The organism is Leifsonia sp. YAF41 (assembly GCF_052113185.1).
In the GTDB taxonomy this organism is placed as follows: domain Bacteria; phylum Actinomycetota; class Actinomycetes; order Actinomycetales; family Microbacteriaceae; genus Cryobacterium.
Map to the genome: position 1 here is coordinate 1 of NZ_JBFRCS010000016.1, position 20,775 is coordinate 20,775.

General features: G+C 65.6%; 20 protein-coding genes. 6 read left to right on the forward strand and 14 right to left on the reverse strand.

All coding sequences use genetic code 11. The annotated features are described in order from the left end of the window. Positions 1 to 378 (forward strand): HNH endonuclease signature motif containing protein (locus AB4Y63_RS16770; protein WP_441792214.1); only part of this gene is annotated, 378 nt, incomplete at its 5' end. A 196-nt stretch (positions 379 to 574) separates the two neighbouring features. On the opposite strand, the gene AB4Y63_RS16775 is transcribed toward AB4Y63_RS16770, so the two are convergent. The 7 genes from AB4Y63_RS16775 to kdpF form a co-directional block, all read right to left on the reverse strand. Then, positions 575 to 1,345 carry a metal-dependent hydrolase gene (locus tag AB4Y63_RS16775; protein WP_441792215.1) on the reverse strand — a complete coding sequence of 257 codons (771 nt, stop codon included), beginning with the start codon at positions 1,343 to 1,345 and terminating at the stop codon, positions 575 to 577. A 146-nt stretch (positions 1,346 to 1,491) separates the two neighbouring features. Next, positions 1,492 to 2,226, reverse strand: a complete 735-nt coding sequence (locus tag AB4Y63_RS16780; RefSeq protein WP_441792216.1) for a response regulator — start codon at positions 2,224 to 2,226, stop codon at positions 1,492 to 1,494. Then, on the reverse strand, positions 2,223 to 4,796 hold the full coding sequence (locus AB4Y63_RS16785) for an ATP-binding protein (RefSeq protein WP_441792217.1): 2,574 nt from the start codon (positions 4,794 to 4,796) through the stop codon (positions 2,223 to 2,225). The genes AB4Y63_RS16780 and AB4Y63_RS16785 overlap by 4 nt, the downstream gene beginning before the upstream one ends. A gap of 3 nt (positions 4,797 to 4,799) precedes the next feature. Beyond that, on the reverse strand, positions 4,800 to 5,411 hold the full coding sequence (kdpC, locus tag AB4Y63_RS16790; RefSeq protein WP_441792218.1) for a potassium-transporting ATPase subunit KdpC: 612 nt from the start codon (positions 5,409 to 5,411) through the stop codon (positions 4,800 to 4,802). Positions 5,412 to 5,453: 42 nt separating this feature from the next. Then, positions 5,454 to 7,616: a potassium-transporting ATPase subunit KdpB gene (kdpB, locus tag AB4Y63_RS16795; RefSeq protein ID WP_441792219.1), complete on the reverse strand. Its 2,163-nt coding sequence runs from the start codon at positions 7,614 to 7,616 to the stop codon at positions 5,454 to 5,456. Between the two features lie 5 nt (positions 7,617 to 7,621). Further along, entirely contained in the window at positions 7,622 to 9,295 is a 1,674-nt protein-coding gene (gene kdpA, locus AB4Y63_RS16800; protein ID WP_441792220.1) for a potassium-transporting ATPase subunit KdpA, read from the reverse strand. Next, positions 9,295 to 9,384, reverse strand: coding sequence for a K(+)-transporting ATPase subunit F (kdpF, locus tag AB4Y63_RS16805; protein ID WP_441792221.1), 90 nt, complete (start codon positions 9,382 to 9,384; stop codon positions 9,295 to 9,297). Before kdpF ends, kdpA begins: the two co-directional genes overlap by 1 nt. 428 nt (positions 9,385 to 9,812) lie before the next feature. On the opposite strand from kdpF, the gene AB4Y63_RS16810 reads away from it, so the two are divergent. After that, positions 9,813 to 10,991: a ScyD/ScyE family protein gene (locus tag AB4Y63_RS16810; protein ID WP_441792222.1), complete on the forward strand. Its 1,179-nt coding sequence runs from the start codon at positions 9,813 to 9,815 to the stop codon at positions 10,989 to 10,991. Positions 10,992 to 11,147: 156 nt separating this feature from the next. Continuing rightward, positions 11,148 to 11,681: a COG4315 family predicted lipoprotein gene (locus tag AB4Y63_RS16815; protein WP_441792223.1), complete on the forward strand. Its 534-nt coding sequence runs from the start codon at positions 11,148 to 11,150 to the stop codon at positions 11,679 to 11,681. Here the strand turns inward: AB4Y63_RS16815 and AB4Y63_RS16820 are convergent. Both AB4Y63_RS16820 and AB4Y63_RS16825 read right to left on the reverse strand, forming a co-directional pair. Then, positions 11,675 to 12,064 (reverse strand): A1S_2505 family phage non-structural protein, encoded by a 390-nt coding sequence (locus AB4Y63_RS16820; RefSeq protein WP_441792224.1) that lies wholly within the window; start codon positions 12,062 to 12,064, stop codon positions 11,675 to 11,677. The two genes, AB4Y63_RS16815 and AB4Y63_RS16820, sit on opposite strands and share 7 nt — an antisense overlap. 53 nt (positions 12,065 to 12,117) lie before the next feature. Next, positions 12,118 to 12,840, reverse strand: coding sequence for a VOC family protein (locus AB4Y63_RS16825; protein ID WP_441792225.1), 723 nt, complete (start codon positions 12,838 to 12,840; stop codon positions 12,118 to 12,120). A gap of 158 nt (positions 12,841 to 12,998) precedes the next feature. Here AB4Y63_RS16825 and AB4Y63_RS16830 point away from each other — a divergent pair, with 158 nt between their 5' ends. Then, a complete protein-coding gene (locus AB4Y63_RS16830) occupies positions 12,999 to 13,742 on the forward strand; it encodes a phosphoribosyltransferase (protein WP_441792226.1) in 744 nt (247 codons plus the stop codon). A 64-nt stretch (positions 13,743 to 13,806) separates the two neighbouring features. Then, positions 13,807 to 15,555, forward strand: coding sequence for a bifunctional 3'-5' exonuclease/DNA polymerase (locus AB4Y63_RS16835; RefSeq protein ID WP_441792227.1), 1,749 nt, complete (start codon positions 13,807 to 13,809; stop codon positions 15,553 to 15,555). Positions 15,556 to 15,570: 15 nt separating this feature from the next. Here the strand turns inward: AB4Y63_RS16835 and AB4Y63_RS16840 are convergent, their stop codons facing one another. After that, positions 15,571 to 16,149: a PadR family transcriptional regulator gene (locus AB4Y63_RS16840; protein WP_441792228.1), complete on the reverse strand. Its 579-nt coding sequence runs from the start codon at positions 16,147 to 16,149 to the stop codon at positions 15,571 to 15,573. A gap of 240 nt (positions 16,150 to 16,389) precedes the next feature. On the opposite strand from AB4Y63_RS16840, the gene AB4Y63_RS16845 reads away from it, so the two are divergent. Then, positions 16,390 to 16,911 (forward strand): DUF3145 domain-containing protein, encoded by a 522-nt coding sequence (locus tag AB4Y63_RS16845; RefSeq protein WP_441792229.1) that lies wholly within the window; start codon positions 16,390 to 16,392, stop codon positions 16,909 to 16,911. Positions 16,912 to 17,101: 190 nt separating this feature from the next. Here the strand turns inward: AB4Y63_RS16845 and AB4Y63_RS16850 are convergent, their stop codons facing one another. The 4 genes from AB4Y63_RS16850 to AB4Y63_RS16865 all read right to left on the reverse strand — a co-directional run bounded on the left by AB4Y63_RS16850 (position 17,102) and on the right by AB4Y63_RS16865 (position 20,736). Beyond that, on the reverse strand, positions 17,102 to 18,337 hold the full coding sequence (locus tag AB4Y63_RS16850; protein ID WP_441792230.1) for a beta-ketoacyl-[acyl-carrier-protein] synthase family protein: 1,236 nt from the start codon (positions 18,335 to 18,337) through the stop codon (positions 17,102 to 17,104). A 99-nt stretch (positions 18,338 to 18,436) separates the two neighbouring features. Further along, entirely contained in the window at positions 18,437 to 18,685 is a 249-nt protein-coding gene (locus AB4Y63_RS16855; protein WP_179577782.1) for an acyl carrier protein, read from the reverse strand. A gap of 62 nt (positions 18,686 to 18,747) precedes the next feature. Further along, entirely contained in the window at positions 18,748 to 19,752 is a 1,005-nt protein-coding gene (locus AB4Y63_RS16860; protein ID WP_441792231.1) for a beta-ketoacyl-ACP synthase III, read from the reverse strand. Between the two features lie 63 nt (positions 19,753 to 19,815). Continuing rightward, positions 19,816 to 20,736, reverse strand: coding sequence for an ACP S-malonyltransferase (locus AB4Y63_RS16865; protein ID WP_441792232.1), 921 nt, complete (start codon positions 20,734 to 20,736; stop codon positions 19,816 to 19,818). Positions 20,737 to 20,775: the final 39 nt, after the last annotated feature.

Consider the following 20,775-nt stretch of genomic DNA (forward strand, 5'->3'; position numbering starts at 1 on the left):
GCCGGCGGGATGCAGAAGATCGTCTTCGCCGACGACGCCGGTGAAATCGTCGCCTTCGACCTCAAGCAACGCTTCTTCTCCTACGGGCAACGCAAGGCGATCATCGCCCGGGACGGCGGCTGCATCATCCCCGGCTGCACCTCACCGCCCGGCTGGGCCGAACTGCACCATGTCATCCCCTGGCGGCACGGAGGCACAACCACCGTCAACAATGGCGTCGCCCTCTGYTGGTACCACCACTCSACCATCGAAACCTCCGGCTGGCAGATCCGCATCCTCAACGGCGCCGTGCAGATCAAGGCACCACCCTGGCTGGGACTCGGCAGAGACTGGCTCCCCGCCAACCAGCACCGCGCCCGCACCACACTCGGCCGCTGACCCACCCGGACGAAGGGTCCCCGAGACCGGCTCGCGCGATCTCGAGACACGTCCGACTCCGTCGGGCGCTCCTCGATCACCGAGATGGATCGGCCCCCGACAGACTCGACCACCGCGATGACTGCGTTCCCGAGAACGGCTCACGGGGCCTCGAGACGCGGCCGACTCCGTCGGGCGCTCCTCGATCACCGGAACGCTAGCGCTGAACGACTTGCCACACCTCGAGGCCGACACCGGAAAGCGCATAGATCCCCAGTGGAACCATCAAGCACCACTCCCGCCAGGAGCCTGTGTTGCCGAGAATCGGCAAGGCAAAGTACCCGCCTTTGGACCAGAGGGCTTTGAGCAGTGGAGTCCGGGAGACCAATCGGGGTGCTTTGACTTTCAGCGGCCAGAACAGCGGGAGCCCGCCGGTGGTCAGAAAGTCGCCGGCGAGATGCGCGGCCCAGCCGATGGCGATGCAGAGAGGCAGCCACTCCCACTGGTGCGGGCTCAGCCAGCTGATCAATGCCGCGATCGTGCCTCCGATCGCCCAGGCTTGGCACCATCCCGGCACGACAGTCAGCACCTTCACCGCGAATGCCAGTAGCGCAGCGGCGGCGATGGCCGATCCGACGAAGACCGCTCCGGTGCGGTCCTCGGCATACCAGCTCGACTGAGCGAGCCAGAGCGCGGTGCCGAGAACCAGAATCGCGGAGAGCAGTGAATGGGTGCCATGTCGATGCCCACCTGACGCGGCACGGACGGCTCCGGTCGCGAGCCGTCCGACACCCGGCAGTGAATGGGCGATCGTCGCATTGTGGTGATCGGCATCAGGCAACAACGCTGCGCCGGCGCAGACGACCGCGCCGAGCACAACGCTCACCGGGCCGAGCGGATGCCAGCCCAAAGTCGGAATCTGAGTGGCGGTGGAGGTCACGGCGACCCACGCGGCGGCGCCGGTGATCGCGTGATGGGTTCCCATCATGGTGGTGCTGCTTTCGGGTCAACGGGCTGTAGCTTCGTTGCCCCGGGTTCTCCGGTCACGCCCACCACAAGCATGACAGCCACCACTGACACGACCCATGTGAGCGAGGAGTGCCCGGCCGGAGCCGGCCGAAGCCGGGCGACGCCCTACGCGTCAGGAGTGAAGCGATACCCCATCCCGGCCTCAGTCAGTAGGTAGCGCGGTCGCGACGGATCCGTCTCAAGCTTCTTGCGCAACTGAGCCAGGTAGAGACGGAGGTAGCCGCTGTCACCGGTGTGGTTCGGCCCCCACACCCGGGTGAGTAGCGCCTCCCGAGTGACGAGTCGGCCGGGGTTGCGCAGCAGCTCCTCGAGGATCAGCCACTCGGTGGGCGTCAGCCGCACGGCCTCCGTCTGTTGGCCGGAAGCCCCGTTAACCGTCGCCCCCTCACCGGTTGCTCCATTGGCCACGACCCGAGTGACCTGCTTGGCCGCCAGATTGACGGTGATGTCGCCGAAGCTGACCACCGGTTCGTCATCCGGCGCGACAACGCGGCGCGTGAGCGCACGGATGCGCGCAAGCAACTCATCGATCGAGAACGGCTTGGTGACGTAGTCGTCGGCGCCCGCATCGAGAGCGTCAACCTTGTCTGCGGCGCCACTGCGCCCCGACACTACGAGAATCGGAACCTGCGACCACCCGCGCAACGCGGTGATCACCCCGATGCCGTCGATGTTCGGCATGCCTAGGTCGAGCATCACCAGGTCAGGATGGTGCGCGATCGCCGCGTTGAGCGCCGCAGCACCGTCGTCGGCAGTGACGATCTCGTAACCGCGTGCACCCAGGGTGATGCGCAGGGCGCGCAGAATCTGGGGGTCGTCATCGGCGATGAGAATCTTCATGCGTCTGCCTTTGCTGCTGAGCCGGGTGAGCCTGGTGAGTCTGGAGCGTCTGGTGCATCTGATGATCCCAGTGCACCGGGTATGTCTGGAGATCCCGTCGCGACGGCCGGCAGCGAGATCACCATGGTGAGCCCGCCTCCCGGAGTGTCGTCGGCCTCGAGCGTTCCACCCATCCCCGCGACGAACCCTTGCGACAGAGCGAGACCGAGTCCGAGGCCGGTGAGATTGTCGGTGTCGCCGAGGCGCTGGAACGGAATGAAAACCACATCGCGGCGGTCTGCCGGGATTCCAGGTCCGTGATCGATCACCCGGATCTCCACCGTGCCGGCGAACTCGCTGGCCGAGATGCGAATGCGCCGCCCAGCGGGGGAGAACCTCGTAGCGTTGGCCAGCAGATTGACGATGACCCGCTCGAGTAGCCCCGGATCGGCCAGGATCAGGCTGAGATCGGCAGGCAGGTCGAGTTCGACGTCGTCGGGCCCGAGCCCCAGCTCGTCGAGTGCCGGAAGGATGACCTCCGCCACTTCAACCGGCTCGGCCGCAATGGCCAGCGCACCCGCCTGCAGCCGGCTGACGTCGAGCAGGTTCGTGATGAGCGCGGCGAGTGAGTCGAGGCTTTCACCGGCGGTCTCCAGAAGCTCAGCGCGATCATCCGCCGAGAGCGTCACATCCGTCGCCCGCAGCCCGCTCACCGCAGCCGTCGCAGCAGACAACGGCCGACGCAGGTCATGACCGACCGCCGCGAGTAAGGCGCTCCGGATGCGATCGGCCTCGGCCAACGGACCGATCTCGCTGGCCGTCTTGGCCAGGTCGTTGTGCTCGAGCGCCGCATCCATCTGGCTGGCGATGACGGTGAGCAGCCGGCGTTCCGACGACTCCAGGTCCGCGCCGTGAAGCTCAAGCACTGCCCGCTCGCCGACCGGAATGGTTGAGGTGTGGTCGTCGGCGTGAGACTCGCCGTCTTCGTAGACGACCGTGTCGCCGACCCGCAGCTGTACAGCGGTCAGGGAGAACGCCTCGCGCGTACGGGTGACAAGCGCCTGCAGGGCATCTTCGCCGCGCAGCACACTGCTCGAGACGGTGGCCAGGAGTTCGGATTCGGCCGCCGCCCGCTTGGCCGTGCGCCCTCGCCGCGCACTGATGTCGACCACATAACTGACGAGCACCGCATTGACGATGTACAGCACGAGGGCGAAAAGATGCAGGGGCTCCGCCACGGTGATTGTGTAAAACGGCGCGACGAAAAAGTAATCGAGGGTGAGCCCCGACAAGACAGCGGCGAACAAAGCAGGCCACATGCCGCCGACGAGAGCGACCAAAACGACGAGAAGCTGGTAGCTGAGCACATCACTGGTGATCGACTCGGTCGTGCGGAATGACACCAGCAGCCAGGTGAGGAGCGGGCCTCCGATGAGCGCGAGTGCGAAGCCGAGGATGCGCCGACGCAGCGAGAGGGCACCGCCGAGGCGGGGAAGCGCGAACTTGCCGCCCGCTGCCGAGTGGGTGACGATGTGCACGTCGATGTCGCCGGATTCCCGGATCACCGTCGACCCGATACCCGGCCCGGTGAAGGCGGCCATCAGCCGGGTGCGCCGGCTGACGCCGAGCACGAGCTGGGTGGCGTTCGCGGCGCGGGCGAATTCGACGAGCGCGCGCGGGATGTCGTCGCCGACGACCTGGTGGTAGCTGCCACCCAGTTCCACGGCCAGGGCGCGCTGATCGGCGAGGGCCTGCGGATGCGGCGTGCGCAGGCCGTCCTGACTGATCACGTGCACGACGAGCAACTCGCCGCCGGCCGAGCGGGCGGCGATGCGCGCGCCACGGCGGATCAGGGTTTCCCCCTCAGGGCCACCGGTCAGCGCCACGACAACGCGCTCCCGGGCCTCCCACTTATTGCTGATGCCGTGCTCGGTGCGATACGCCTTCAACGCGCTGTCGACCTCGTCGGCCAGCCAGAGCAGGGCCAATTCGCGGAGCGCGGTCAGGTTGCCGAGCCGAAAATAGTTGGACAGCGCCGCGTCGATGCGCTCGGCCGGGTAGACATTTCCTTCGGCCAAACGGTCGCGCAGCGCCTGGGGCGCTAGGTCGACGACCTCGATCTGGTCGGCCTCCCGTAACACCGCGTCGGGCAACGTTTCGCGCTGCACGACGCCGGTGATCTGTTGCACCACGTCGTTCAACGATTCGATGTGCTGGATGTTGACGGTCGAGATCACGTCGATGCCGGCGGCGAGCAGGGTCTGCACGTCTTGCCAGCGCTTTTGATTCACCGAACCGGGGGCGTTGGTGTGGGCGAGTTCGTCGACGAGGGCGATCTGCGGGTGGCGTTCCAACACCGCCGCCAAGTCCATCTCGGTCAGCTCGACGTCGCGGTGCGAGACGGCGATCCGCGGAATGATGTCGAGGCCGTCCAACATGCCGGACGTGGCCGCGCGACCGTGGGTTTCCACGATCGCGACGACCACATCTTTGCCTTCCTCGCGGAGGCGTTTGCCTTCTTCGAGCATGCTGTAGGTCTTACCGACGCCCGGAGCGGCGCCGAGCAACACTCGAAGTCGGCCGTGTTTCATCGGTTACTGGTCCATCTCTGAAAGGGCGACGTTCAACTGCAGAACATTCACGGTGGGATCGCCCAGAATGCCGAGGTCCCGTCCCTGAATCTTAGACTCGACGAGGGTGCGCACGCTTGACGCGGAGAGCCCGCGTGCCGCGGCAACTCGCTCGACCTGCATGAGCGCGTTGGCCGGGCTGATGTGTGGGTCGAGCCCCGACGAGGATGCGGTCAGAGCGTCTACGGGGATGCTGCCTGGGTTGACACCGTCAGTCGCGGAGATCTCGGCCTTGCGGGTCGCGATCGCCTCGATCAGGTCGGGGTTCTCCGGCCCCCAGTTGCTGCCACTTGAGGCAGCAGCGTCGTAGCCGTCACCGGCCGCCGACGGACGCGGTTGGAACCACTCGGCGAGCGGCTGACCCTTGTCGTCGGTGAACGACTGCCCGATGAGGGCAGAGCCGACGATGTCGCCGCCGGATGCAACCGTTGATCCGTTGGCCTGCCAGGGGAGTGCCAGCTGGCCGACCGCGGTGATCGCGAGTGGGTAGACCACTCCGAGCGCCACGGTAAGAACCAGCATGGCCCGGAAAGCGACCCAGTAGTGCCGGGCTGTGGAGCGTTGTGTTGAACTCATTGTCCTATTTCCGTTTCGAGAATTCAGCTGAGAAGTTCCGGTTTAGAAGCCGGGGATGAGGCTGACGAAGACGTCGATCAGCTTGATTCCGAGGAACGGGGCGATCACACCGCCCACGCCGTAGATCAGCAGGTTGCGGCTGAGGATGCGTGAGGCATTCATCGGCCGGTACTTCACGCCGCGCAGCGCCAGCGGGATCAGCGCGACGATGATGATCGCGTTGAAGATGATCGCCGACAGGATGGCCGACGCCGGGGAGTGCAGCTGCATCACGTTCAGCAGCGCGAGGCCAGGGAACACTCCGGCGAACATCGCTGGAATGATGGCGAAGTACTTCGCCACGTCGTTGGCGATCGAGAACGTCGTCAGCGCACCCCGGGTGATCAGCAACTGCTTGCCGATTCGCACGATGTCAATGAGCTTGGTCGGGTCAGAGTCGAGGTCGACCATGTTGCCGGCCTCTTTGGCCGCCGACGTTCCCGTGTTCATCGCCACACCGACATCCGCCTGAGCCAGAGCCGGAGCGTCGTTGGTTCCGTCACCCGTCATGGCAACGAGGTTTCCGCCCTCCTGCTCCCGTTTGATCAGCGCGAGCTTCTCTTCGGGAGTGGCTTCGGCCAGATAGTCATCGACACCGGCCTCTGCGGCGATGGTTTTCGCCGTCAGCGGGTTGTCACCGGTCACCATGATGGTGCGGATGCCCATGGCACGCAGCTCGGCGAACCGCTCCTTGATGCCTTCCTTGACGATGTCCTTGAGGTAGACGACGCCGAGGATTCGCGCCTGGCCCGCCGCTGACTTCGTGGCCACGACGAGGGGCGTGCCACCGGCGAGCGAGATGCGCTGCACCTGGGCATCGAGTTCTGCCTTGGCCTGCGACGTGACCGTGCCGGATTCAAGCATCCAGTTGATCACCGCGGAGCCGGCACCCTTGCGGATCTCGGCGCCATCGGCGAGGTCGATGCCGCTCATCCGGGTCTGAGCGGTGAACGGAACGATGTCGCCACTCAGCGCTGTCGGCCTGATGAAACCCTGTTCCTCGGCCAGGTCGACGATCGACTTGCCCTCGGGCGTCGGGTCGCTGAGAGATGACAGTGCGGCGGCCTCGACCAGATCGGTCATCGCCACACCCGACAACGGGGCGAACTCTGCGGCACGGCGGTTGCCGTAGGTGATGGTTCCGGTCTTGTCGAGTAGCAGCGTGGTCACGTCACCGGCGGCTTCGACTGCGCGGCCCGACATGGCCAGCACGTTGCGCTGCACCAAGCGGTCCATGCCGGCGATACCGATGGCCGAGAGCAGTGCGCCGATCGTCGTCGGAATGAGGCAGACCAGTAGGGCGATCAACACGGGCAGGCTGACCGTCGCGTTCGAATAGCTGGCGATCGGGTTCAGTGTCAGGGTCACGACGACGAAGACGATCGACAGGCTCGCGAGCAGGATGTTCAACGCCATCTCGTTCGGCGTCTTCTGGCGAGAGGCACCCTCGACGAGGGCGATCATCCGGTCGATGAACGTCTCACCCGGCTTGCTGGTGATCTTCACGACGATGCGGTCGGAAAGCACCCGGGTGCCGCCGGTAACCGCACTGCGGTCGCCGCCGGACTCCCGAACGACCGGGGCCGATTCGCCGGTGATCGCCGATTCGTCAACCGAGGCGATGCCCCAGATGATGTCGCCGTCGCCGGGGATCAGCTCCCCGGCCGTGACCACGACGATATCGCCGAGCTGAAGCTCAGCAGACGACAGGCCGCGCGCCGTGGCATGGAGGGCCGCTGGATCTCCGAGCGGATCGTAATCCTTGATCCGGTTCGCGGTGGTGTCAGTGCGGGTCTGACGCAGGCTGTCGGCCTGCGCCTTGCCTCGGCCCTCGGCCACGGACTCCGCTAGGTTGGCGAAGAGCACGGTGAGCCAGAGCCAGATCGCGATCGCCCAGGTGAAACTCGGCGGAACCGCAGTACCCCCTGACGATCCGGGGCCCCCGAGGAAAGGTTCGGCGATAGCCAGGGCCGTGGTGAGCACCGCGCCGATCTCGACGAGAAACATGACGGGATTGCGCCACATGAGCCGAGGGTCGAGCTTGGTGAATGCGCCGGGAGCAGCGGCAACCAGTTGAGCGACACTGACCGCGCTCTTCTGCGCGGGACGRTGCGGTGCTTTGGGGGAGTGCTCCGGTGCCGAAGACATACGTGTGAGCGTTGACATGGTTGTTACTGCAACCCTTCAGCTAGGGGACCTAGCGCAAGAACGGGAAAATAAGTGAGGGCGGTGAACACGATCGTCACGCCGACGAGCAGGCCCACGAACTGCGGTTTGTGGGTCGGCAGAGTTCCGGCAGTGGCCGGCACTTTGTCTTGAGCGGCGAGCGAACCGGCCAGGGCGAGGACGAACACGATCGGAACGAAACGACCGAGCAGCATCGCCGCACCGAGGGCGGTGTTGAACCACGGGGTGTTGGCGGTCAGGCCGGCAAATGCGGAACCGTTGTTGTTGGCTGCCGAAGTGAACGCATAGAGCACCTCAGAGAAGCCGTGAAGCCCGGGGTTCCAGATCGACGTGGAGAGCACATCCGCTCGAACCGCGGGGATCGCGAAGCTGAGTGCGGTTCCAATCAGCACGATGGTCGGTGTGACCAGAATGTAGAGGCTGGCGAGTTTGATCTCGCGGGTGCCGATCTTCTTGCCGAGGTACTCCGGCGTGCGACCGACCAGTAGCCCGGCAAGGAACACCGTGATGACGGCGAGCACGAGCATGCCGTAGATGCCGGAGCCCACACCACCCGGCGCAACCTCGCCGAGCATCATGTTGAGCATCGGAAGCATTCCGCCGACTGAGGTGAATGAGTCGTGCATCGAGTTCACCGCACCCGTGGAGGTCAGGGTGCTTGTCGTGGCAAACAAGGTGGAACCGGCAATGCCGAACCGTGTCTCCTTGCCCTCCATTGCGCCGCCGGCCGCCATCGGCGCGGTGCCGGCGCCGGCGAACTCGAGCAGAGTGAGAGCCGTCAGCGAGATGACGAAGATCGTCGCCATCGCGGCGAGGATCGCGTACCCCTGCTTGCGGTTGCCGACCATAGTGCCGAAGGTGCGCGGCAGACTGAACGGAATCATGAGCATCAGCACGATCTCGAAAAGGTTCGTCCAGGCCTTCGGGTTTTCGAACGGATGCGACGAGTTGGCGTTGAAGAAGCCGCCGCCGTTGGTACCGAGCAGTTTGATCACCTCTTGTGACGCGGCAGGTCCGCCCGGARTTGACTGGGTGCCACCGCTGAGGGTGGTCATCTCGGTGAATCCGTTGAAGTTCTGGATGACGCCGCCGGCGATCAAGATGATCGCGCCGATCACCGAGATCGGCAGAAGCAGACGCAACGTTCCACGGGTCAAGTCGACCCAGAAGTTGCCGATCGTGCCGGATTTGCGTCGGGAGAACCCACGGATCAGGGCGACGGCGATCGCAATGCCTACGGAGGCAGAGACGAAGTTCTGCACGGCGAGGCCCATGATCTGCACCGCGTAGCCCATCGTCACGTCGGGCGAGTATGACTGCCAGTTGGTGTTGGAGACGAAGGAGGCTGCGGTGTTGAACGAGAGCCCCTCGGGCACCGCGGGAAAGCCGAGCGAGTACGGCAAGATCGCCTGGGCGCGCTGGAGGGCGTAGACGAACAGAACGCTGACCGCTGAGAACGCGAGAACGCCGCGGAGGTACGACGGCCAGGCCTGCTCGGCCCGGGCATCCACGCCGATCAAGCGGTAGAAGCCGCGCTCGACCTTGAGATCCTTCGTGCTCGTGTAGATGTGGGCCATGTAGTCGCCGAGCGGACGATACAGGGCAGCGAGAATGACGACCAGTGTGGCGGCCTGGAGAATCGCGAACCACGCGGCCATTAGAACTTCTCCGGTTTCACGAGGGCGTAGACAAGGTAGGCAATCGAAGCGACGGCGAGCGCTGCGGCCAGGATGTTGAAGAAGATCACAGCTTCTCCACCCCCCAAGCGACAAGGCCGACGAGTGCGAACACGGCGATGATGCCGAGAACGTAAACAAGGTCGAGCACGGAAACTCCTGCTGTTTGAGCGACGCGAACACCCGGTCGGGGCGCGTGCACCACGGGGGTGCAGAGAACGATTAGATACCTCCCGGGAGCGGGTGGCGCTGGCCCTAACGGTTTCCTCACGGTGCCGGCGCAAAACCTAACGGTTCTGTTCCAGCACGGTGTTCTGCGATTCCTTGGAGGGTTCTCCTGGTTCCTTGGCGGGTTCATTGCCCGTGCAGAACGCGCTCAGTCAAGCTCCCTAGATATACCCCCCGAACGGGGGTATCCTTCGCGGCGTCAAGCCCTCGTTGCGTGAGGCGATTGCGAGCCCCCCTCGAGGCATCACCCATCGAAAACAGGGAGGACTCAATGAAAAAGCCGTTGCTTGTTGCCGCAGTAAGTGCAATTGCGCTCGCCGCGATGACCGTTGCCGCACCGGCGCTCGCCGGCGGCCGCGATAGAAGCTCGCCCCCGCAGACAGGAACTCCGGTCACCCTCACGGACGGCCTCACTTCGCCGCTCAGCCTCGCCGTGCAGCGCGACGGAACCGTCTACACCACCCAGAACTTCATCGGGCAGCTCACCCAGGTGACTCGGAGCGGCACGGCTTCGGTTGCGGCGAGCGCGCCCGGTCAGGAGATCGGCGCTGTCTCTGAGCGGGGCGGCACCGTCTACTACGCACAGAACGCGATGGATCACAGCAGCTCTTCACTGATGAAGATGGATAACGGCGGTGCACCGACCCCGGTTGCCGACCTCTGGGCCTACGAAAACTCAGCAAACCCCGACCAGATCAACACCTACGGGTTTGAGGGGTTGCCACAGGCCTGTGCCGATCAAATCGACCCTTCGGCTCCGCCATACCAACCGGCCAGCTACACCGGCGTCATTGACACCCACGCCTATGGAAGCGTGGCACTCGATGATGCGGTCTATGTGGCCGATGCCGGAGGCAACGACATCCTGAGAGTGGACTACGACGGCACCGTGTCGACGACCGCTGTTCTGCCACCCGCCGATCCGATCGTCGCCACTGCAGAAGTGGTGGCTCAATTTGGGTTGCCGACGTGCACTACGGGATACAACTACCGGTTTGAGCCGGTGCCGACGGATGTCGAGCTCGGCCCCGACGGGTGGCTGTACGTCACCTCACTTCCGGGTGGCCCGGAGTCGCAAGAACTCGGCGCCCGCGGCTCGGTTGTCAAGGTTGATCCTGACAGCGGAGAGGTCGTGAAGGTGGCCTCCGGATTCGGTGGAGCCACAGGGCTTGCCGTCTCGCCGAAGTCGGGAATCATCTATGTAGCCGAGCTGTTCGGTGGACCGACCGGCAGCGGCCAGATCTCGGTCATCCCGCGCGGGGCATCCACACCCTCGGTATTGCTGGCGCTGTCGTCACCGGCAGCCATCGAACTGCACAAGGGCAGCCTCTATGTCACGACCGACTCGTTCGTGCCCGATGCGACAGGGAACCCGCAACCGATCGGCAAGGTCACCATCGTTCCGCTGGGCGGCCCTGGCGGTCAGGGCAGTCACGACGACAGCGACTAAGGAGGAGGAGCAGGGTCACCGCGGTCGGGAGAACGACGAATGACCCAACGCCCGGTTCAGCGAGTCGGCTGAACCGGGCGGCTTCATGTCTCGTGTTCATGAGTGGGGGTTGCCCATCGTCGGAGAAGACACAAACCGGGGGAGAAAGACCCACTCATGAACACGAAGATTCGAGGAGCACTCGTCGTCGGGGCGTTGGCCGTGCTGGCGCTCGCCGGATGCTCCCAAACCGGTGGGGGTGGTGGCTACGGCTCGACCCCCAGCTCGTCAAGCAGCTCCTCGTCGAGCAGTTCGTCGACGGCCATACCCGGCGCCTCGACGGCGGCCCTCTCAACAGCGTCGAGTTCGCTCGGCATGATCGTCGTCGACGGCACGGGAATGACTGTCTACGTCTTCGACAACGACACCGCCAATTCCGGCAAGAGCGCCTGCGAAGGCAACTGCCTGGCAAGTTGGCCGCCGGTGACGACCACGGGTACCCCGACGGCTGAGGGAGTCACCGGCACGCTCGGCACCATCACTCTCCCCGACGGAAAAGATCAGGTGACCCTCAACGGACTTCCGCTCTACCGTTATGCGGCAGACACGGCAGCCGGCGATGTGAACGGGCAGGGAGTCGGCGGAATCTGGTGGGTGGTCGGTCCCGACGGGGCCAAGGTCACAACCCCGGCAGCGGGCGGCGGCTACTGAGTCGTCCCTGGCTCACCGGACTCACCGCGCTCACCGAGTTCACGTATGAAACGGTCGGGAAGCACCACATTGCTGGTGCTTCCCGCAAAGAGCGGCGCGATCTGGTGCGGCTGGTACCCCGCGATCCCGCAGCCGATCGCGGTGACCAAGAAACGCAGTTCAGGATGCGCCGCGGCAAACTCGAGAAACCCAGCCACCTCCTGCTCGATCACGGGCAAGCCGCTCATCGTGTCGATGCCGTAGCTCTGTCCGTGCAAGCCGTGGCCTTCGCCCCAGACGGCGCCGAATCGCTCCCAGGCCAGACGAGCGGCGCCCCCACCGTGCGCGCCGGCGGCGTTCGAGCCGAAAACGAAGACTTCGTTCGGAGCCAGGGTCGTGATCATCGGTGGCCCTTCAGTCAGGCGTGCTCGTCAGGAGCGGTGGGTCACAGCGTGGGTCACAAGGTAAGCGACGTGAGCTTGAAGAATGACCCGTCCGGGTCGGTAGCGCCGGCGAGCCGACCGAACGGAGTGTCTTCGGCCTCTTCGACGATGCTTCCGCCCAACTCGACGATCCGTGCCAGGGTGGCATCGACATCCGCTGAGCCGAAATAGACTTGCCAGCTTGACGGCACGCCCTCCGGCAGAAATCCGTGGGCGTCCATGATTCCGGCCAACTGTTCGGGCCCGGAGACCTGCACGGTGTAGCGGAATTCGTCGGTGTCGCCGGTGATCTCCGTTTGCCAACCGAAGACCTTCTGATAGAACGGCACGACGGCCGGGTAATCGCGGGTGTGCAATTCATGCCAGTACGCCGTTCCCGCCAGGCCATGTGCGGCGAACCCGGTGAGTTCATTCGGTTCCCACACTCCGATCGAGGCGCCGCCGGGGTCGGCGATCACGGCCATCCGGCCGAGCGACACCACGTCCATCGGCTGCAGAAGGATGGTTCCGGCTGCCGACTCCGCGGCCGAGACTGTCGCATGGATGTCAACGCTCGACAGGTAGGTAGACCAGCCATCGGGATACCCGGAATCTGCCTCGTTCTTCATCAGCCCGGCAACGATGGCGTCGCCCTGGTACAGGCTGATGTAGCCGCCGTACTCCTCGCCGCCCTGTTCAGCGCGCCAGCCGAAGATGTCGCCGTAAAACGACACCGCACGATCGGTGTCAGAACTCATCAGATCGATCCAACACGGTGCGCCAAGAGGGGCGGTATATCGAGGTGCCATGGGAATCTCCTTTGACTCGTGGTCAGGGTAGCGGGGCGATGCGGACCGAGCGTAGCGCCCCCTGTCGTTCCCCTCAACCCGGGCTAGGCTTTCGACAAGGAAGCGAAATGGTGATGTTCAGCGACCGCAGGCAAGCCGGGCGTCGACTCGCGACGCGTCTTGTCGCGTTGCACCTCGACGATCCGATCGTGCTCGCCCTGCCGCGCGGCGGCGTTCCGGTCGCCCTGGAGGTGGCGCGGGCGCTGGCAGCGCCATTCGATCTGCTGATCGTGCGAAAGATCGGTGCCCCCGGGTATCCGGAGGTGGCGCTCGCGGCAGTGGCGGATGCGGCGGATCTGCCCGGCGGCGCAGCGCGCGACGGTGTCACTCACGACGCTGACACGTGGGACGCCGATGCTCAGGACGATGCGGCACTCCCCGACACCGAGGCGCCGACCATCGTGAATCTCGACGTGTTCCGGGCCACGGGCAGCGACGTCCAGGGACTCGATGCGGGCCGCACCCGTGAGCTCGCGGAGATCGAGCGGCGTCGGCGACGCTATCGCGGTGACCGCCCGACGCTCCCGGTGCGCGGACGGGAAGTCGTGGTCGTCGATGACGGGGTGGCGACGGGCGCCACGGCGAAGGCGGCGGTTGCTGTGTTGCGACGGGAGGGCGCCACACGGGTAGTGCTCGCGGTTCCGGTTGCGCCGGCCGATCGGCTCGATGAACTGGCCGAGGTGGTCGACGCCCTCGTGGTCGTGGAGGCGCCCCATGTCTTCTGGGCCATCGGGCAGTTCTATTCGGACTTTCACCAGTTGAGCGATGAGGAGACGTTGGCCTTGCTCTCGGAGGCCTGGGGCGAGAGCTGACGGGTTGAGTCAACGTCCGGACGCGTGGTGATGCGGTGTCAGTGGTCCGGGAGAGAATTGCAGTGTGTATCGCGTCGTGAGTGAGTCGGGCAGCGGGGGAGTCCTCGTGCAGAGCGTCGAACTCACCGCTGACGGCGTCGCTCCATCGGCCGCGCCCCAGACTCTCACCGAGGCGGAGTTTCACGCGTACGTGCTGGACGAGGAGCCCGACGCCACCCGGTGGGTCTGGGACGACACCGCACGGTGGTATCCGGGATTGCTGCGGGCGGGCATCCGTGTGCAGCGCGCCCACGACTTGCGACTCTCTCACGCAATTCTGCGCAACTCCGAGTTGACCGCAGACAGCGGTCTGGCCCGTGCCGCACCCACCCAGTGGGATGGCGCGTCGGCGATCGCCGACGCCTCCGCCGTCGCGCCGGCCACACTCTTCGATTTCTTCGCATCCGAACCCGGATCAAGCGACTCCGATGATTCTGAATCCGCCGGCGGTGATGCTCTGGCCGAGTTCACCCGCCAAATGGATGCCGTCGCGACGTCGGCAGAACCAGCCGGACTGCGTCTTCTCCTGGCCGCGGAGTCGGTGGGCGCCCTGATCGCGGCAGAGATGCAGTTCGCCGGGCTTCCGTGGCGCACCGACATCCACGCTCAGCTGCTCACCGCTGAACTCGGGCCCCGGGTGCCGTACGGCACCCGGCCGAGCCGGCTCGAGCAGTTGGCCGGCCAGATTCGCACGGCACTCGGCGACCCCGTGCTGAACCCCGATTCGCCGCAAGACGTCTTGAAATCGCTGCAGCGGGCTGGGCTCCGGGTGACGTCCACTCGAGCCTGGGAGCTGCAGGAGCTCACGCACCCGGTCATCGCGCCGCTACTGGAGTACAAGAAGCGCTCGCGCCTGCTCACCGCGAACGGCTGGTACTGGATGGACACCTGGATCGTCGACGGCAGATTCCGGCCAGACTACGTTCCGGGCGGCGTCGTGACCGGGCGCTGGGCAGCCAAGGGCGGCGGCGCCCTCCAGCTACCCAAGCAGGTGCGCGGCGCCGTCGTCGCCGATGACGGCTGGAAGCTGGTGGTGGCCGACGCCGCACAGCTGGAGCCTCGCATCCTCGCCGCGCTCTCCCGTGACATGGCGATGGCGGATGCCGGACGGGGCACCGACCTCTACGCCGGAATCGTCGCGCGTGGCGTCGTTGAGACGCGCGATCAAGCGAAGATTGCGATGCTCGGCGCCATGTACGGGGCGACATCCGGCGAGAGCGGCAGGCTGCTGCCGAGCCTGGCGAAAGCCTACCCGCGGGCGCTCGCGTTGACCGAGGCCGCGGCACGTGCCGGCGAACGCGGCGACGTCGTGTCGACCCGTCTCGGTCGCTCCTCGCCTCGCCCGGGCGAACGATGGCTGGCCACCCAGGCGCAAGCGTACGACCCCGCCGCCTCCTCGACCGACGAGCGGCGTGCACGCAGCGAGGCGCGCGATTGGGGACGCTTCACCCGCAACTTCATTGTGCAAGGAAGCGCCGCGGAATGGGCCTTGTGCTGGATGGCCGAGATCCGCAAGGCGTTGCTCGTGCTCGGCGTCCAGCATCCGCAACCGGAGTCAACGGGCGCTGCGGCCGGGCCCTTCAGTGAAGCACCGCACCTCGTCTTCTTCTTGCACGACGAGGTGATCGTGCATGCACCGGCCGAACGAGTCGAGCAGGTGGTGGCGCTCATCCATGAGGCTGCGGCCCGGGCCGGCCGGTTGTTGTTCGGTGAGTTCCCCGTTGACTTTCCGCTGACCGTCGCCGTCGTCGACAGCTACGCAGACGCGAAGTAGCAGGCGGGCGAACGGTCAGCCCGCGCTCTCCTCCACGTCGGGCACGTGTGTCGGCCGGCGGCCCCGCCGCGGACGTTCGTCGCTCAGCTCACGCTCGAAGGAACCGGGTTCGGAGGCACTGATTGCCGTCGCCGCCTCATCCAGCCAGGCCAGCGCCGCGGCGGCAAGGGCCGTATCTGCCGCGGCAACCAGCCGTTCCTGGCCATTCTCCGCCGGGCGCTCAGGGTCGGCCGACCAGGCTCGGCGGTAGGCCGCAATGATCTCAAGCGCATCAATCTCGGGCAGCGACGAGGCAATCAGCACTCGGTCAAGACACTCCGACCATTCCTCGCCGGCCACACTTGACGTGTCGTGTAGCCAGGTGAGCGCTTCACGGTGGCCGGGCTCGGCCAGCCGATAGAGCGGCAGGCCGTCATCGGTCACCCCGGCGGCGTCTACCGCTCCCTGCGTGACCAGGCGGTCGAGGGTGGCGTAGATCTGACCCACATTGACGGTCCGTCGCGCTCCGGTGCGCGAGCGCAGTTCAACATGAAGTTGAAATCCGTAGGCCGGGCCGAGAGTCAGGATCGCGAGAAGACTGCTTCGAACTGACATCGGGGCTCCTGATCAACTGACCGCTGAATATATACCGAATATACATAATTGCGCGGGTGCGGAGCTGAACGTTGCAGAACTGACGACGACACGCAGGTACATTTCCGCGGTTGTGGTCCTCGGAAGCGGTAGGGCATAATCAGCTAACGGCCTCACCGCCGCATAATTTCACAGCATTGCCGAATCAGATTCGTTTCGAGGTCGTTGGGGAAGACGCACCTCACCAGAACGGAGAAATTGATGACGGCAGTACAAACCCGTCAGGTACCCACTGCACGGGGAGTTATTTATGTTCACTCGGCACCGCGAGCGCTCTGCCCGCACGTCGAGTGGGCGGTTGGTCGAGCGCTCGGCGAGGCGGCGAATTTTGCCTGGTCTGAGCAACCGGTCCTGAAGGATGCCCAGCGCGCCGAATACTACTGGGAGGGCGCACCCGGCACCGGGGCCTCCCTCGCGTCAGCCCTGCGCGGCTGGGAACACCTCCGCTATGAGGTGACGGAAGATCCCGGTCCCGGCACTGATGGCGGCCGTTGGCTGCACACGCCCGATCTCGGGATCTACTTCGCTCAGACCGACGCGGTGGGCAACATCGTGATCCCCGAAGATCGGCTGCGCAGTGCGCTCGAGCTGGCCGGGATGAACGTGCGCGAGTTGCATCGGGAGCTCCGTCTGGTGCTCGGCCAGGCCTGGGATGACGAGCTTGAGCCGTTCCGGCACGCCAGTGACATGAACTCAATTGTCTGGCTGCACAACGTGGGCTGAGATCGAGTATTCTGCCTGAACTTGCGGTTCAGGTTGCGTGGCGTCACATGCGCAGGTCGGTGGCAATGTCCCGGTCGTACACAGACGAAACGCCCTGAACCGCATCGAAGAAAAGACCCCGCCGGTGGCTTCCCGGCGGGGTCTTTCTGTGGGTGCTCCAGTCGGAGCGTGGCGGTGCGAGTGTTCGAGGTTAGACGCTGCGGAACGCGACGACCGCGTTGTGTCCGCCGAAGCCGAAGGAGTTGCTGATCGCCAGCAGGTCTCCGGCCGGCAGTGCACGCGGCGACGTCACAACATCCAGCGGAATCGCCGGGTCCTGCTCGGTCAGGTTGATCGTCGGCGGGGCAAGGCGCTCGTGTAGGGCCTTCACCGTGAAGAGGGCTTCGATTGCTCCGGCGCCACCGAGAAGGTGGCCGGTCGAGGCCTTCGTCGCCGACACGGGGATGCCGTCGAGCAGATCGCCGAAGACGCGACGCAGTGCGTTGTACTCGGCGATGTCACCGACCGGGGTGCTGGTGGCGTGGGCGTTGATGTGGGAGACATCCGCCAGGCTGGCACCGGCGTTCTGGATGGTCGTGAGCATCGCCCGTGCCGCGGCGGAACCTTCGGGGTCCGGCGCGGTGATGTGGTACGCGTCGCTGGTGATCGAACCGCCGAGCAGTTCGGCGTAGATACGAGCGCCGCGAGCGAGAGCGTGCTCTTCGGTTTCGACGACAAGCGCGGCTGCACCCTCACCGAGAACGAAGCCGTCACGGGTCAGGTCGTACGGACGTGAGGCGGTGGCCGGGTCGTCGTTGCGCTTCGACAGCGCCTGCATGGCGGCGAACGACGCGATCGGCAGCGGGTGAATCGCAGCTTCGGAGCCACCGGCGATGATCACATCGGCCAGGCCCGCCTGCAGACGGTCGTAGGCGTTGACGAGCGCTTCGGTGCTGGACGCGCAAGCGGAGACGACGGTGCGGATGCCGGCACGTGCGTGCAGGTCCATGCCGATTGCTGCTCCGGGGCCGTTCGGCATGAGCATCGGAACGGTCATCGGCAAGACACGGCGGGGGCCGCGTTCGCGCAGGGTGTCCCACGCGTCGAGCAGGGTCCAGACTCCGCCGATGCCGGTTGACCAGTCAACGGCGAGGCGTTCGGGGTCAACCTCTGGCGAGCCGGCATCCGCCCAGGCTTCACGCCCGGCGATCAGAGCAAACTGGCTGGACGGGTCGAGGCGCTTGGTCTCGTGACGTTCGAGCACGGAACTGGGGGAGACCTTGGCCTGAGCGGCGAAGGTCACCGGGAGCTGCGTTTCAGCAACCCACGGGTAGTCGAGGGGGCTCGCGCCTGAGGCGCCGGCGAGCAGGGCGGACCAGCTGTCGGCGGCCGTGCCGCCGAGCGGGGAGGTCGCACCGATGCCGGTGATAACGATCTTTTTGGTCATAACGGTCAACTCTCCAAGGAACGGGGTAACACGAAGGGGCATGCCCCAGGGAGAGCAGGCCGACCGGTTTCCCGGCCGACCCGCTCTCGATACGAGGTCTTAGTCCTGTGCCTTGACGATGAACTCGACGGCGTCGCCGACGGTCTTGAGGTTCTTGACCTCTTCGTCGGGGATCTTCACATCGAACTTCTCTTCTGCGTTGACGACGATGGTCATCATTGAGATGGAGTCGATGTCGAGGTCGTCGGTGAACGACTTACCCAGCTCAACCGAGTCGGTTGCAATGCCGGTCTCGTCGTTGATGAGCTCGGCCAGGCCGGCAAGAACTTCTTCGGTGGACAATGCCATTTTTTTCTCCTTGGGGGGTGTCTCGTTTGACCGAGACCTAGTTTAGGGGGACGGGGGAGGCCTTAAGGCAGAACGACGACCTGCGCGCCGAAGACAAGACCGGCTCCGAAGCCGATCTGCAGGGCGAGACCGCCGCTGAGTTCGGGGTTTTCTTCGAGCAGACGGTGGGTTGCCAGCGGGATCGAGGCGGCCGAAGTGTTGCCGGTGGTTGCGATGTCACGGGCGATCACGACGGATGCCGGCAGCTTCAGCTGCTTCGCAAACTCGTCGATGATGCGCATGTTCGCCTGGTGCGGAATGAATGCGGCCAGGTCGTCGCTGGTGATACCGGCGGCGTCGAGGGCCTGCTTGGCCACCTTGGCCATGTCCCAGACTGCCCAACGGAAGACCGTCTGGCCTTCCTGGCGCAGCGTCGGCCACTCGGATTCGCCGCGACGGAACTCGGCCAGCGTGTGGTTCATCGCCACAGCCCCGGCCTTCGAGCCGTCGGAACCCCAGACAGTGCTGGAGATACCCGGGTATTCGCTCGGACCGATGACGACAGCGCCCGCGCCGTCGCCGAGGAGGAAGGAGATGCTGCGGTCGGTCGGGTCGACGACATCCGAGAGCTTCTCGGCGCCGATGACGAGCGCGTAGTGAGCGGCGCCGGTGCGGATCAGCGCGTCGGCCTGAGCCACCGCGTAGGCGTAGCCGGCACATGCGGCGTTCATGTCGTAGGCGGCGGCCGGGTTGGCACCGACGGAGTCGGCCACGACGGCGGCGATCGACGGGGTCTGCTGAATGTTGCTGATGGTGGCCACGATCACGAGGTCGATGAGCTCGGGGGCGATGCCGGAGCGTTCGACGGCCTCACGGGCGGCATCCGTGGCGAGGTCGACGGCGTTGATGTCGCGGCTCGCACGAGTGCGGGTGATGATGCCGGTCCGCTGCTGAATCCACTCGTCGGAGGAGTCGATCGGACCGACCAGCTCGTCGTTCGGAACGATCAGGTCGCCGCGGGCGGCGCCGACGGAGAGGATGCGGGTGAACTCGGGGCCGTGCGACTGTACAAGGAGGGGCTTCGTCATGGGTATCTCTTGGTCGAGGGCTGGGTGGGCCGGGCTGGGTGGGCCGGGATGGGGGAGGAGTGATCAGGCGTGCTGATCGATCAGCTCCCAGGCGGCGGGAAGGTCATCCGGAGTGCGGATGGCCACGCTGGGAATGCCCTTCAATGCACGTTTGGCGAGTCCCACCAGGGCGCCGGCGGGGGCGACCTCGATGATTCCGGTCACGCCGGCCTCCGAGAAGGCGGCCATGCACAAGTCCCACCGTACCGGCGACGACACCTGGCCGACGAGAAGCTCGACGAATCGGGAGCCACTTGTCACGCGGCTCCCATCGTTGTTCGTCCAGATGGGAAGAGTGGGGTCAGTCGTCTGCAAACCGGTCGCGACCTCGGCAAGACGCTCGACGGCAGGCTTCATATACCGGGTGTGGAATGCACCGGCCACCTGCAAGGGAATCACTCGGGCGCGTGTCGGCGGGTTTTCGGCCAGGGCGGCGAGGGCGTCGGGTGCGCCGGCGACGACGATCTGTCCGCCGCCGTTGAAGTTGGCCGGTTCGAGACCGAGCTCGTCGAGGCGCGTAAGAAGTTCGGCTTCATCGCCGCCGAGGACGGCGCTCATGCCGGTCGGCGTCAGAGCGGCGGCCGCCGCCATTGCCGCACCGCGCTCGCGCACGAAACGGACGGCCTCAGCATCACTGAGGATGCCGGCACCTGCTGCGGCGGTGAGCTCGCCGACCGAGTGCCCGGCGATGCCGGCGACACGCTCACGACGGCCGTCGGCGAGCAGTGCTTTGAGCGTGAGGAGGCCGGCGGCAACGATCAGTGGTTGGGCAATTGCTGTGTCGCGGATGGTGTCGGCATCGCTGGTCGTGCCGTGGGCAACCAGATCGAGTCCGACCGCGTCGGAAATCGCGCGCAGGTCTGCGGCGAAATCGGGGCGTTCCAGCCAGGGTGCGAGGAAACCGGGGGTTTGCGAGCCCTGTCCAGGGCAAACGACGACAATCACCTGACTAGTCTCTCAATCCTGTCGGACGACGGTGTGTTG